Consider the following 13,822-nt stretch of genomic DNA (forward strand, 5'->3'; position numbering starts at 1 on the left):
ACAGGAATGGCTTTGGGATCAGCGATTGCGCAGCCGGCGGTTGACGCGGCGCGCCAGATAGTCCCCGGCGGTCTGCACGGTCTGCACCAGCGCGATCAGGACGACGACGACCGCCAGCATCATCTCAGGCATGAAGCGCTGATAGCCGTAGCGAATGCCGAGGTCGCCAAGACCGCCGCCGCCGACCGCCCCGACCATCGCGGAGTAGCCGAGCAGGCTGACGACGGCGAGCGTCAGGGCCAGCACCAGGCCCGGCAACGCCTCCGGAATCAGGACCTTGAACACGATCTGCAATGGGCTTGCACCAAATGAAGATGCCGTCTCGATCAGGCCGGCGTCGACCTCGCGGATCGCCGCCTCGACCAGGCGGGCGATGAACGGCGTCGCCGCGATGGTGAGCGGCACGATCGCCGCACCCGAGCCGATCGAAGTGCCGGCGATCAGGCGCGTGAACGGAATGATCGCGACCACCAGGATGATGAACGGGGTCGAGCGCGTAGCATTGACGATCACGCCGAGAATGCCGTTGGCGGGCGGCGCCGCGAACAACTCGCCCTTCCTGCTGGTGGCGAGGAAGATCCCGAGCGGCAGGCCCAATATGGTCGCGACCAGGGCCGCGACCGAGACCATGAACAGGCTCTCGCCAGTGGCCTGAACGATCAGGTTGAAGAGTTCACGCGACATAGCCGAGACGCTCCACCAGAAGGTCATGCTGAGACAGATAGGCCAGGGCCTGCTTCGCGGCGGCTTCACCGCCGGGAATGCCCAGGATCAGCGAGCCGACGTGCTGGCCGCCGATCTCGTCGATCCTGGCCGACAGCAGTGCCACGTCATGAGCCAGCTCGCGCGACAGACGCGCCACCACCGTGTCGCCGGCCTCACTGCCGCGCACCTGTACGCGCAGAACCGCCTTGCCGCCGACAATCGGCTGTGGCGATAGCCGGCTCGTCAGCGAGACCGGAACGCTGTCTCCGATCGCCTCGGACAGGAACGCCTGCGTCACCGGATGCCGGGGATGCGTGAAGATGTCGGCGACATGGCCGCGTTCGACGACATGGCCGCCGTCGATCACCGCGACCTCCTTGGCGAGCTGGCGGACAACCGACATCTCGTGAGTGATCAGCACGATCGTGACACCGAGCTCGCGATTGATATTGGCAAGCAGATCCAGGATCGCGCGCGTCGTCTGCGGGTCGAGCGCCGAGGTTGCCTCGTCGGACAGCAGCACCTTCGGCCGCGTCGCCAGTGCGCGCGCGATCCCGATGCGCTGCTTCTGGCCGCCGGACAGTTCGGAGGGATAGCGGTCGGATTTGTCGGCGATGCCGACGAGCGCGAGCAGTTCTTCCACGCGAACCGCGATGTCGGCCCTGGACCAGCCGGCGATCTCGAGCGGCAGCGCGATATTATCCGCCGCCGTCCGCGACGACAGCAGGTTGAAATGCTGGAAGATCATGCCGATCGAGCGCTGCGCCAGGCGCAGCTCGCGGCCGGCCAGCGCGGAGATCTCGCTGCCATCGACGACGACGCGGCCGGTCGACGGCTTCTCGAGCCCGTTGATGAGGCGAACCAGGCTCGACTTGCCGGCACCGGAACGACCGATCACGCCGGTGATCGAGCCGCGCGCGATCGCGAAATCGATCGCCTGCAACGCATGCACGCTCGGCTTGTCGCGATAGGCCGGATAGACTTTCGATACGCCCTCGAAGCGGATCATCGCATCGTCCGCGCCCGATGCCGGCGATATCGACGGCAGCGGCGCAACGGGCTGCGCCGTCGTCAGGGATTGATGTACATTCATTCAATCGGTCCAATTGGCAGATGGCTTCGATCGCCGGGCCAGCCCGGACTCAATGACCAAAGAGCAGATAGCTGCGGTCGATGCCGCGGAGATCGCGCGTCTCGTCGGTCCAGCCGACCGCGCGGCGGTAACTGCCCAATGCGGCGGTCTGCCGTAGCGCGACTACGTCGGTCGGGCAAGGGGTATCCGCATAGGGCGAGACGTAAAGTGCGTCCTCGGGACAATAGAGTTCGCAGAGAAAGCAGGTCTGGCAATCGCCCTGGCGGGCGATGACCGGAATTCCATCCGTCTTATCGAACACATTGGTCGGGCAGACATTCACGCAGATGTCACACGACGTGCAGCGTTCGGCGTCGATCACCTCGATCATTCCGCAGCCTCGGCGTAAGTGGCGTCGGCATGCGGCCGGACCGCGGTCCAGACCTGATCCAGGCCGCCACTCGTCACATAATGGCGTTGCCGATCGTCCTGATCGGGATAATCGTCGCGGCGATGCATGCCGCGGCTTTCGGTACGCGCCAGCGCGCTGCGATACATCCAGCGCGACGTCGCCAGCATGGCCGCGCTCTCGCGGGCGCGCAGCAGATCATCCTTGCTCGCGGCGTCGGCCGCCGACGCATCGGCCCACGCCGCATCGAGCCGCGCCAGCGCGCCCTCGAGCCGCGACGCGTGCCGGAAGTAGTTCAGCTCATACGGATAGACCTCATCCTGAACTGCCCGCGCCAGTGCGGCCGGCTCAAACGGGCGGCGCGATCGGCTTCGGAACGCAACTGTTCCCGCGGAGGCCAGGCGGCGCTGCCGCGCCGGGCCAAGCTGCCGGGCGTAGCCGGCAGCGCCCCAGCCGGCCCAGGTCCCCGACGACATCGCCCAGGCGGCGTTGTGGCTGCCGCCGCCGGTGAAGCCGCCGCAGACCAATTCGCGCGTCGCCGCATCGCCGGCGGCATAGAGCCCCGGCACGCTGGTGGCGCAGCTGTCGTCGACAATGCGAAGGCCGCCGGTGCCGCGCACGGTGCCTTCGAGCCGCAACGTCACCGGAAACCGCTCGCTGAACGGATCGATGCCGGTGCGATCGAACGGCAGGAAGAAATTCGGCTGCGATGCGCGCATGTCGCGCTGCACCTCGTCATCGGCCTTGTCGAGGCGGGCGTAGACCGGCCCTTGCAGCAATGCGCGCGCGATCGCCGATCGGCCGCCCTTGGATGCCGCGCCGGGAACCACGCTGCCGTCCTCGTAGCTGAAGGTCGCCCAGCCATAGAACAGCGTCTTAGTCACCGAGCCGAACGCCGGCGAAATCGCATAAGGATTAGAGAACTCCATGCTGCTGAATTCGGCACCGACCTCCGCGGCCATCAGATAGCCGTCGCCGGTCAGCACGTTCGAGCCCAGCGTCTTGCTCAGGAACGCGCACCCACCGGTCGCGATCACGACAGCCTTGGCGCGCACGATCCAGCGGTCGTGCTTCTGCCGGCGCACGCCGCTGGCGCCGGCAACCGCGCCGTCATCGTCGACTAGCAACTCGAGCGCGGGGCTGTGATCCAGGATGGTGACGCCGGCCTGCTTGGTACGTTTGCGCATCAGGCGCATGTATTCCGGTCCTTGCAGCGAATTGCGTTGCGACTTGCCGCTGTCATCGACCGGATAAGGGTAGCCCCACGCTGCCAAACGATTGCTGGCCTCATAGGTCTGGTCGAGCACGCGCGCCATCCAGCCGCGGTCTTGCAGATACCCGCCCATCTTCTCGCGGTTGGCCATGGCGGCTTCACGCAACGCCGGATCGGGATCGACATACCAGACACCCGTGCCGGCGGCCGCGGTCGCGCCCGACGTGCCGCAAAACCCCTTGTCGGCGAGCACAACGCGGGCGCCGCGCTCTGCAGCGCTCACCGCAGCCCAGGTGCCCGCCGGTCCGCCGCCGATCACCAGGACATCGGCGTCGAATTCAACCGAGCCGTCCGTTCCGGCCCGCCGTTCGGCGCGTCGATCGTTGGTTGTCATCGTCCAGCTTCTCCACGCGACACCAATCGCTTGCAGATGCGCCGCAGCAACATGCTTACGCGCGCGTGCGCCCCTGGCAATTTCAGATATTTGAACGGACTTGGACGAAGCTTCCCCTGCCGCCGCTCAGCGAAGAATAATCATGCACCGGCGCGGCGGACGTTTCGTCCAATGCCAGAGAGGAAAACGAGTTTTGTCCGCAAACCACGCGGCGGAGGCGGATATTTCTTTTTGCATGCACGCGCCAGCCGTTCGTTCCCTTGTCGCGCGACAGGCGATATGTCGGAAAACATCTCATTTCACTGCGTGGCAGCCATGTCCGATCGTCAGCTTCATCTCAACGTCAATCTGCTGCACTCCGGCGTCTACGCGTCGGCCTGGCGGCTGCCGGAAAGCGATCCGCGCGCCTGCTTCGACGTCGGTCATTACGTGCGCGTCGCAGAGATCGCCGAGCGCGGCAAGCTCGACGCGATCTTCCTGGCCGACACGCCGGCGATCACCGACCGCATCGACTATCGATCCTTCATGTCGATGGAGCCGACCATCGTGCTGGCAACGGTCGCCGCGGCGACCAGCCATATCGGGCTGATCGCGACCGCCTCGACCACCTATAACGAGCCCTACAACATCGCGCGCCGCTTCGCGACGCTGGACCTCGCAAGCGGCGGCCGCGCCGGCTGGAACGCGGTGACCACCGCCGACGCGGCGGCCGGCCGCAATTTCGGCCTCAACAACGTGCTCGAGCACAAGGCCCGCTACGAGCGCGCCAAGGAGTTCGCCGAAGTGGTCCATGCGCTGTGGGACAGCTGGGAGGACGACGCCTTTGTCGGCGACAAGACCGCCGCCCGGTTTGTCGATACGTCGAAGGTGCATCCGATCGCGCATCGCGGCGCCCATTACGCCGTGGCCGGCCCGCTCAATGTGCCGCGTTCGCCGCAGGGCCGTCCGGTGACCGTGCAGGCCGGCGGCTCGAGCGACGGTCGCGATCTGGCTGCCGCGCAGGCCGAAGCCGTGTTCACGCTGGCGCAGACGATCGACGAAGGCGTCGCCTATGCGCGCGATCTGCGTGCCCGCGCCGCAGCTTACGGCCGCACCGGCGACTCCATCATCATCCTGCCGGGACTTGCCACCGTGATCGGCAGCACCGAAGCCGAAGCGAAGCGGCGGCAGGATGAGCTGTGGGAGCTGGTTCCGATCGAATACAGTCTCGCGCGTCTCGCCGGCACATTGCAGGTCGATCCGGACATCCTCGATCTCGACAAGCCGCTGCCCGATCCGCTGCCGCTGCCCGCGAACGCCAACCACACCATGTTCCAGGGTACCGTGAACATCGCGCGGCGCGGCAACCTCACGGTCCGCCAGCTGCTGCGCGCACTCGGCGGCGGGGTCGGACACCGCATCATCGTCGGCACGCCGGAACAGATTGCCGACGATATCGAATCTTGGTTCAGGGCGGGCGCGGCGGACGGCTTCAACCTGATGCCGGACGTGCTGCCGACCGGGCTCGAGGTCTTCGTCGACAGCGTGGTGCCGATCCTGCAGCGGCGCGGCCTGTTCCGAACCGATTATGCAGGCGCCACCCTGCGCGAGCATTTCGGCTTGCCGCGGCCGGTCAGCCGCTTTGCGCGGCGGATCGGGACTGTGGCCACCGCGTGACGCAGCTAGCGCGATCCGGCCAGCAGCGGCGGAGTGTCGGTCGCGGCAGCAGATGACGCAGCGCGAACGCGCGGGATGATCTCCTTCGCAAAGCGCTCCATCTCGGCCTCGAAAGGCTGGAATTGGAGCATGAACAACTCGATCCCGGCGGCATGGAACGCCCCGATCCGGGCCGCCACCTCGTCATAGCTGCCGACCAGCCCCGCCGCGGTGCCGCCATTGCTGCCGACCCGTTCCGATTTCTGCATGGTTTGCATCATCACGACCTTCGGATCGGTGTTCTGTCGCTGGATCGCCTTCACCGGCGCATCCTGCCGCGACAGCTCGAGCAGCCGCTGATAGGCAGCCTGCGCCTCGGCCTGCGTCTGGCGTGCGACGACGAACGCGGACAGCCCGAAACGGAGCGGCGCTGACGTCCGCGGCCGCGCCGCAACGTCGGCAATCAGGCCGGCCACATCCTCGAGCGGTTGCCCATTGATGAACCAGACGTCGCCATGGTCGGCGACCAACGCGCGCGCCGGCTCCGACTCGCCGCCGACATAGATCAACGGCCGCGGCCGATAGCGGCTCGTCGGCCGCAACAGATAGTCACGGACGTCGAAATGCTCGCCCTTGTAGGTCAGCCTTTCGCCCTGCATCAGGCGCGAGACGATCGTGATCCACTCCCGTCCATAGGCGTAACGGGCATCATGCTCGGCAAAACCGATGCCGGCCTTGTCGAGCTCGGGCCGGTTCCAGGCATTGACCAAGTTGATCGCGAAGCGTCCGCGGCTGATGTTCTCGATCCCGAGCGCAAGCTTGGCGAGCACCACCGGGTGATAGAGATAGGGCTTGATAGCCGCAATGATCTCGATCCGGCTCGTCAATGCGGCGACGGCCGCTGCGGCGCTCCAGGCCTCGAGCTGATCGAAATCCTCCTGATGCGGATTGATCGTGTGCTGCGCGATCAGCGTGGAATCATAGCCCAGCGCCTCAGCCGCAAGCACGAGATCGCGATTGCGCTCCCATGATGCGTCATACGGCTCCTCCGGATCCTGATAGGCACCGCGCGAACCATGGACCAGCGCCCAGATGCCAAAGCGAAGCGGTCGTGCCGACATGACGTCTCTCCGATATCTCCCGTTACACCGCCGTGTTTTCGAAGAAGCACGCCGACAGATCAAGCAGCGGCGCATCAAAAGATTTTCCTTGCCGCGCCGCGCGCGGCGGGAAACGAGAAAACTCCGAACGCAGCGACAATTGGAAAACGGCTCTATTTCTGTCTGCGAAAAATCGTGGGACAGTTTGCGTCGCATGAACGGCGCGCTCTTTCGAACGACGGCAAACCGCCGAGCGAGAGAATGATGAGCCGTGCCGCGCGCGATCGATGATCTTCGCGCACGTTGAACGAGGACGGAACAGATTTGAGCAACCTCGAACAGGCTACGCCATCGATTGCCTTCGATTCCGCGCAACGCGGCGATCGTACCGCGTCGACGGCGCGGACGGCACGCTTCGAGATCAGCCGGCACAGTCTGCTGCTGCTGTCGTGGCTTGCTCCGCTCGTACTTCTCATCGTTTGGGAATTGCTAGCGCAGGCCGGCTGGCTCTCACCGCAGGTGCTGCCGGCTCCAAGCAAGGTGGTCCGAACGGCAGTCAAGCTCGCGACATCGGGGAGCCTCCTGAACGATCTCGGCGTCAGCCTGCTGCGCGCGGTGTCCGGGTTTGCGATCGGCGGCAGCATCGGGTTTGCACTCGGCATCCTGGTTGGCTTCTCGCGGATCGCGGAGGCTGCGATCGACCGCAGTATTCAGATGATCCGCGCGATCCCGTTCCTCGCCGCGCTGCCGCTGGTGATCGTCTGGCTCGGCGTCGGCGAAGCGCAGAAGATATTCCTGGTCGCGCTCGGCGTCGCCTTCCCGATCTACATCAACACCACGCTAGGAATCCGGCAGGTCGACCCAAAGCTGGTCGAGCTCGGCCGCGTCCAGGGCCTCGGCACATTTGAGCTGATCCGGCGCGTCATCCTGCCCGGTGCCCTGCCCTCGATCCTGACCGGCGTCCGCTATGCGCTGGCGACCGCGTGGCTGGCGCTGGTGGTCGCGGAGACCATCGGCGCCCAATCCGGCATCGGCTTCCTCGCGATGGATGCACGCGAATTCCTGCGCACGGACGTGATCGTGCTGACCATCGTGATCTATGCGCTGATCGGCGTCGCCGCCGACGGCATCGCGCGCGCCCTGGAGCGACGGCTGCTGGCCTGGCATCCGAACTATGGGAGTACGCGATGACCGTGCACGTGGCACCCTCATCGAGCGCGGCTGCACCCGCCGTCGTGGTGACCGGCCTGCGTCGGGCCTACGGCAATCGCGTCGTGATCGAGAACCTCAATCTGCGCATCGAGCGCGGCGAGTTCGTCGTCCTGCTCGGCGAGAGCGGTTGCGGCAAGACCACGCTGCTGCGGGCGCTGGCCGGCCTCGATCCGATCGACGGCGGGCGCATCACGGCGCCGCGGCGGCCGGCGGTCGTGTTCCAGGAGCACCGGCTGCTGCCGTGGGACAGCCTGTGGCGCAATGTCTCGCTCGGCCTCAACGCCACCGACGCCCGGCAGCGTGCCGCGAGCGCGCTCACCGAGGTCGGACTCGGCGACCGGCTCGATGACTGGCCGCGCAATCTCTCGGGCGGACAGGCGCAGCGCGTGGCGCTGGCACGCGCGCTGGTGCAGGAGCCGCAACTGCTTCTGCTCGACGAGCCCTTTGCCGCACTCGACGCGCTGACCCGGATTCGCATGCACGATCTGGTGCGCGAGCTGGTCGACGCGCATCGGCCCGGCGTTCTCTTGGTCACTCACGACGTCGACGAGGCGATTGCGCTTGCCGACCGCATCCTGGTGATGCGCGCAGGCCGGATTGCGTTCGAGCACCGCATGAAACGCGACGGCGCAGCGCCGATCGCACGCACCGACCTGCTCGCGGAGCTCGGCGTCGGCACCGCTCACCCCATCCCTGCTTGAGGACCATTCGATGTCTCCCTCCCAGCTCACCAAGCCCACCCGCCGTAGCTTCCTTGGCGGCGCGGCCTTCGGCATCGGCGCGCTCGCCGGCTTCGACTTCTGCGAGCCCGCGCAGGCGGCAAACGGCCGCGTCACCGACACGGTGCGGCTGACCTGGGGCCTGAGCGGGCTCAACCTGATCGCCAAGGAACGCGGCGAGTTCGAGAAGCTGCTGGCCAAGGACGGCATCAAGGTCGAGTGGCTGGGACCGTTTCCGAATCACGCCCCGACGCTGCAGGCGGTGACCGGCGGCAGCGCCGATTTCAGCTTCGGCGGCAGCACGACGCCGGCGCTCGCCGCGATCATTGCCGGCTCGCCGCTGGTGTTCACCCAGTTCGTGGTCTACGAGCCCCGCACCACTGCGATCATCGCGCGGGATGACTCCGGCATCACCAAGGTCGAGGACTTGGTCGGCAAGTCGGTGGCGGTGAACCGCTCCGGTCTCGGCGAATTCCTGCTGGTCGCAGCGCTCGAGAAGCACAACGTCGACCGCTCCAAGGTGAAGTTCGTCTATCTCAATCCGCCGGATGCAGCGCCGGCGCTGGCCTCCGGCAAGGTCGACGCCTGGTCGATGTGGAGCCCCGGCGTCGATATCGCCCGGCTCGAATACAAGGCGCACGACATCTTCCTGGAAGGCCGCGATCTCGAGTTCCAGATCGACTACACGTCCTATTTGACCACGAGGAAATTCGCGACCGACAATCCCGCACTGGTCCGCGCCGTCAATGATGCCTTCCGCGCCGAAGGCAAATGGATCTCCGAGAACAGCAAGGACGCCGAATACATCGCGCAGAAGGCCGGCAAGTACAGCGACCAGGTCCGCGACCAGTTCATCGCGCTGAAGCGGCAGTATCGCTACTTCGCCGCCAATGACGAGAGCTTCCTTGCCGAGCTGCAACGCGCCGCCGACTGGCTGGTCGCACGCAAAGTGCTCCCGGAGCCGATCAAGGTCACCGACCACCTGGCACAGGTCTGATCAACAACCGTCAACTCAATCACCGCCATTCGCGCCGCCATTCGGAAGACATCCATGAACAAGCCCGTCACCGCCACTTCGCTGGAGCCCTCCGACCGCCTCGGCAATCATGCGCTCGATATCGACGCGCTGCTCAGCCGTATCGCGGAAGGAGCCAGCGACCGCGAGCGCGAGCGCGTGCTGCCGTTTGCGGAGATCGATCTCATTCGCAAGGCCCGGCTCGGCGCACTCCGGCTTCCGCTCGAGGCCGGCGGCGCCGGCCTGTCGATCCGCGCCCTGTTCGAGATCGTCATCCGCCTCGGCGAAGCCGACGCCAATGTCGCGCATATCCTGCGCAACCATTTCAGCGTCGTCGAACGGCTGGTGCGTCGACCGAAGGACGAGCAGCACAGACAGTGGCAGAAGGCGGTCGCCGAGGGCGCGATCATCGGCCTTGCGGCGACCGAGCTCGACACGCCGAAGGTCGGCAATGTCACGCCGAACACGACACTCACCGCGGACGGCGACGATTACCTGCTCAACGGCACCAAATATTACAGCACCGGGACGCTGTATTCGGACTACGTGCTGGTCCGCACCGCCGATGCATCCGCGACCAACGCGGCCGTGCTGATTCCGGTCAAGCGCGACGGCATCGAGCTGGTCGACGACTGGGACGGCCTCGGGCAGCGGCTGACGGCGACCGGCACCACGCATTTCCGCAATGTGCGCGTCAAGCGGCAGGAGGTGGTGTTCGATGCACCGGATGCCGGCTACGGCATCCCCTACTCCAACACGTTTGCCCAGCTGTTCCTGACCGCGATCAATGCCGGCATCGCGCGCGCCGTGCTGCGGGACGCCACCGACCTGGTGCGCACCCGCAAGCGGACGTTCTACTATGCGCCGAGCGAGGTTCCGGCGGACGATCCGCTGCTGCAACAGACCGTCGGCCAGATCGCGAGCGGCGCGTTCGCCGCCGAGACCGTCGTGCTGGCGGCCGCCGAAGCGCTCGACGCCGCCACCGATGCCTTCGATGCCGGCGAGGCGAACGCCGGCGATGCCGCGCACAGGGCCGCACTGCTGTCGGCCAAGGCCAAGATCGTCGCGGACGAATTCGCGATCCGGAGCGGCAGCCTGCTATTCGACGTCGGCGGCGCATCCGCCACCAAGAAGGCGACCAATTTCGACCGGCACTGGCGCAACGCGCGCACGCTGGCGTCACACAATCCGAACACCTTCAAGACGCGCTCGATCGGACAATACGAGATCAGCGGCACGCCGCTGCCCGCCAAGGGCTTCTTCTAGGGCTCCGTTCCGATGCATCGGAACGGAGCCCTAGATTCCTGTTTGACGCGTTTTCTTCACGCGAACCGGTATCCACTTCGCTCGAAAATGCTCTAGCGAGGCCCGATCCGGCGAGGCAAGGCAAGGGAGTCACCGATGAGCAAGCCGGATATCCATCTCGTCGACGCCGACCACGAGATCGAGCGTCAATTCCGCCTTGTCATGCGCCGCCTCCCCGGCGGCGTCTGCATCATTACCGCCGGACAGGGCGAGGACATCACCGGCATGACCGTGACCTCGCTGACCTCGCTCAGCGCCAGTCCGCCCCGGCTCCTGGTCAGCATCAACCGGCAGGCATCGTCGTTCGCACCGATCGCCCGCCATCGGCTGTTTGGCGTCAACATCCTCGGCTCGGACCAGCAGGCCCTGGCCGAGCGCTTCAGCAACAGCCAGCTGAGAGGCCGTGAGCGCTTCGACGGCACCGACTGGACGCATGGCGCCTCCGGCGTGCCGCTGCTGCTGCAGTCGCTTGCCGTCGTCGAATGCCAGGTCGAGGAGATCATCGAGCGGCATTCCCACGGCATCATCGTCGGCCGCCTCTCCAGCATGGAATTGTCGCATCGGCTGTCCGGCCTCACCTACTGGAACGGACAGTATGTCCAAATCGATCACGAAGCCGATCTCGACCTGTTGGCCGAAGTCAGCATTCCCTTGGCGCATGTCCGTTAGGGCAGGAAGGGCACCGCATGAAGCGCGAAACACCACCACCGTCACCTCCGTCGTCCGCCGGCACGGTCGGCCGAGCGCCGGGTCGCTGGCAACTCGACCGGATCGTGGCCGAGTTGCGCACGTCGCGCGAGGAGACCCACAGCATCCGACGCGACGGCGAGCCTCGCCGTGCACCCTCGCGCGACGCGCTGGAGCTGATCCTCGATGGCCTCACCGAGGCGCTGTTTCCGCGTCACTACGGCCAATCGGATCTCGACGGCGAGAACATCGACTATTTCGTCGGCAACACGCTGAGCACGGCGCTGGATTCGCTCAGCGCGCAGATTCATCGCGGCGCATTGTTCGTCGGCGACGAGCTTGAGCCGGGCTTTGTGCAAGAGGAAGCGATCGAGCTGACGCGCGGCTTCGCCGCCCAGCTGCCTCAGGTGCGCGGGCTCCTGATCAACGATCTGCGGGCGGCGTTCGTCGGCGACCCGGCGGCGCGGAATTTTCCCGAGATCCTGATCGGCTATCCCGGGATGACCGCCATCATCCACCATCGCCTCGCCCACCTGCTCTATCAGATCGGCGCCCGGCTGGTGGCGCGCCTGATGTCGGAGATCGCCCACACCAGGACCGGCATCGATATTCATCCCGGCGCCCGGATCGGCTCCGGCTTCTTCATCGATCACGGCACCGGTGTCGTGATCGGCGAGACCGCCATCATCGGCAACAACGTCCGGGTCTATCAGGCGGTCACGCTCGGCGCGCGGCACTTCCCGACCGACGATGAAGGCCTTGTGATCAAGGGCGACGCGCGTCACCCGATCGTCGAAGACGACGTCGTGATCTATGCCGGCGCAACCATTCTCGGCCGGATCACGATCGGCCGCGGCTCGACCATCGGCGGCAACGTCTGGCTGACCAAGGACGTGCCGCCGAACAGCATTGTGACGCAGGCCACCGCACGAAACAGTTCGAGCGGCGCCTGAGCCGCCCCCTCCGATACAACAAGCAGAATCTGCGAGCCCCGACATGAGCAAACGGCAGCTTTCCCTCAACCTCTTCATCTATCCCGGCGGCCATCACGAGGCGGCTTGGCGCTACAAGGGGTCTGCCGCGGATCGCATCCTCGACGTCACCTACTACCAGGAACTGGCGCAGCGTGCCGAGGCCCAGAAATTCGACGCGATCTTCTTCGCCGACGGACCGGCCCTCGCCGACAATGTCCGCTATGCGCAACGCTTCCGCTTCGAGCCGATCACCTGGCTGGCCGCCATCGCGGTCGCGACCAAACGCATCGGCCTGATCGCGACCGCATCGACGACCTACACCGAGCCGTACAACCTTGCCCGCCTGTTCGCCTCGCTCGATCATCTCAGCGGCGGCCGCGCCGGCTGGAACATCGTCACCACGAGCACGGCGCAGGCGGCGCAGAACTTCGGCCTACCCGAGCATCCGCCGCACCACGAACGCTACGAGCGGGCGCGGGAATATCTCGATGTCATCACGCGGCTGTGGGATAGCTGGGAAGACGACGCCGTGGTGAACGATCCCGCGTCGGGCGTATTCGCCGACACCGGCAAGATTCACCCGATCGATCACGTCGGAAAGCATTTTCGGGTGCGCGGTCCGCTCAACATCTCGCGGACGCCGCAGGGACGGCCGGTCTATGTCCAGGCCGGCTCGTCCGACGATGGCCGCGCCTTTGCCGCGCGCTTTGCCGAGGCGATCTTTACCGCGCATCAGACGCTGGCCAGCGCCCAGGAATTCTATGCCGACATCAAGCGACAGGCCCGCGCTTTCGACCGTAACCCCGATCAGGTCAAGATCCTGCCCGGCATCAGCCCGTTCATCGCCAGCACGCAGGTTGAGGCCGACCGGCTGCAGGACGAGTTCAACGAGCTGATCCAGCCGGAATATTCGCTGACCCAGCTGCGCCAGATGATCGGGCTCGACCTCTCCGGCTTCGATCTCGACGTGCCCTTCCCGCGCCATCTGATCGACACCGGCAGTGCCCGCGGGGTGGCGAGCCGCTTCAAGCTCGTGGTCGATATCGTCGATCGAGAGAAGCCGACCATCCGTCAACTGGTGCAGCGGCTGGCGGGCGCCCGCGGTCACTGGGTGATCGCGGGTCCGCCGGAGAAGATCGCCGACAACATCCAGACCTGGTTCGAGAATGGCGCGGCCGACGGCTTCAACGTGATGCCGCCCTGGCTGCCTGGCGGCTTCGATCTCTTCGCCGAGCAGGTGGTGCCGATCCTGCGCAAGCGCGGCCTGTTCCGCGACGAGTACGCCGGCATGACGCTGCGCGACCATTACGGCTTGGACCGGCCGGAGAGCCTGTTCTCCGGATCGATCAAGGCGATCGCGTGATCGCGTGACGGTCTCAGGT

General features: G+C 66.1%; 13 protein-coding genes. 8 read left to right on the forward strand and 5 right to left on the reverse strand.

Features of this window, described 5'->3' with window-relative positions; genetic code table 11:
- Positions 1 to 18 precede the first annotated feature (18 nt).
- Genes ACVW17_RS37710 through ACVW17_RS37725 form a run of 4 tightly spaced genes read right to left on the reverse strand, consistent with a single transcriptional unit; the run spans position 19 to position 3,793 of the window.
- Positions 19 to 684, reverse strand: a complete 666-nt coding sequence (locus ACVW17_RS37710) for a methionine ABC transporter permease (RefSeq protein WP_456749835.1) — start codon at positions 682 to 684, stop codon at positions 19 to 21.
- Positions 674 to 1,798 carry a methionine ABC transporter ATP-binding protein gene (locus ACVW17_RS37715; RefSeq protein WP_456749836.1) on the reverse strand — a complete coding sequence of 375 codons (1,125 nt, stop codon included), beginning with the start codon at positions 1,796 to 1,798 and terminating at the stop codon, positions 674 to 676. Before ACVW17_RS37715 ends, ACVW17_RS37710 begins: the two co-directional genes overlap by 11 nt.
- A 49-nt stretch (positions 1,799 to 1,847) precedes the next feature.
- Positions 1,848 to 2,168, reverse strand: coding sequence for a 4Fe-4S binding protein (locus tag ACVW17_RS37720; RefSeq protein ID WP_456749837.1), 321 nt, complete (start codon positions 2,166 to 2,168; stop codon positions 1,848 to 1,850).
- A complete protein-coding gene (locus ACVW17_RS37725) occupies positions 2,165 to 3,793 on the reverse strand; it encodes an FAD-dependent oxidoreductase (RefSeq protein ID WP_456798883.1) in 1,629 nt (542 codons plus the stop codon). Before ACVW17_RS37725 ends, ACVW17_RS37720 begins: the two co-directional genes overlap by 4 nt.
- A 315-nt stretch (positions 3,794 to 4,108) precedes the next feature.
- Here ACVW17_RS37725 and ACVW17_RS37730 point away from each other — a divergent pair, with 315 nt between their 5' ends.
- Complete coding sequence (locus ACVW17_RS37730; RefSeq protein WP_456798884.1) at positions 4,109 to 5,449, forward strand: LLM class flavin-dependent oxidoreductase; 1,341 nt, start codon at positions 4,109 to 4,111, stop codon at positions 5,447 to 5,449.
- 5 nt (positions 5,450 to 5,454) lie between these two features.
- Here ACVW17_RS37730 and ACVW17_RS37735 read toward each other — a convergent pair whose 3' ends face one another.
- Positions 5,455 to 6,549, reverse strand: a complete 1,095-nt coding sequence (locus ACVW17_RS37735) for an LLM class flavin-dependent oxidoreductase (RefSeq protein WP_456798885.1) — start codon at positions 6,547 to 6,549, stop codon at positions 5,455 to 5,457.
- A 399-nt stretch (positions 6,550 to 6,948) separates the two neighbouring features.
- Between ACVW17_RS37735 and ACVW17_RS37740 the strand changes: the two genes are divergently transcribed.
- The 7 genes from ACVW17_RS37740 (at position 6,949) to ACVW17_RS37770 (ending at position 13,803) form a co-directional block, all read left to right on the forward strand.
- Positions 6,949 to 7,719, forward strand: a complete 771-nt coding sequence (locus tag ACVW17_RS37740) for an ABC transporter permease subunit (protein WP_456799029.1) — start codon at positions 6,949 to 6,951, stop codon at positions 7,717 to 7,719.
- Entirely contained in the window at positions 7,716 to 8,441 is a 726-nt protein-coding gene (locus ACVW17_RS37745) for an ABC transporter ATP-binding protein (RefSeq protein ID WP_456798886.1), read from the forward strand. The genes ACVW17_RS37740 and ACVW17_RS37745 overlap by 4 nt, the downstream gene beginning before the upstream one ends.
- A 10-nt stretch (positions 8,442 to 8,451) precedes the next feature.
- Positions 8,452 to 9,456, forward strand: coding sequence for an NrtA/SsuA/CpmA family ABC transporter substrate-binding protein (locus ACVW17_RS37750; protein WP_456798887.1), 1,005 nt, complete (start codon positions 8,452 to 8,454; stop codon positions 9,454 to 9,456).
- Positions 9,457 to 9,510: 54 nt separating this feature from the next.
- The gene (locus ACVW17_RS37755; RefSeq protein WP_456798888.1) at positions 9,511 to 10,740 is read left to right on the forward strand and encodes an acyl-CoA dehydrogenase family protein; all 1,230 of its coding nucleotides are present in this window, start codon (positions 9,511 to 9,513) and stop codon (positions 10,738 to 10,740) included.
- 135 nt (positions 10,741 to 10,875) lie between these two features.
- Positions 10,876 to 11,448: a flavin reductase family protein gene (locus tag ACVW17_RS37760; protein ID WP_456798889.1), complete on the forward strand. Its 573-nt coding sequence runs from the start codon at positions 10,876 to 10,878 to the stop codon at positions 11,446 to 11,448.
- 17 nt (positions 11,449 to 11,465) lie between these two features.
- Complete coding sequence (gene epsC, locus ACVW17_RS37765; protein WP_456798890.1) at positions 11,466 to 12,419, forward strand: serine O-acetyltransferase EpsC; 954 nt, start codon at positions 11,466 to 11,468, stop codon at positions 12,417 to 12,419.
- Positions 12,420 to 12,462: 43 nt separating this feature from the next.
- Positions 12,463 to 13,803 (forward strand): LLM class flavin-dependent oxidoreductase, encoded by a 1,341-nt coding sequence (locus tag ACVW17_RS37770; RefSeq protein ID WP_456798891.1) that lies wholly within the window; start codon positions 12,463 to 12,465, stop codon positions 13,801 to 13,803.
- Positions 13,804 to 13,822 lie beyond the last annotated feature (19 nt).

The sequence above is a fragment of the Bradyrhizobium sp. USDA 4473 genome (assembly GCF_054063335.1).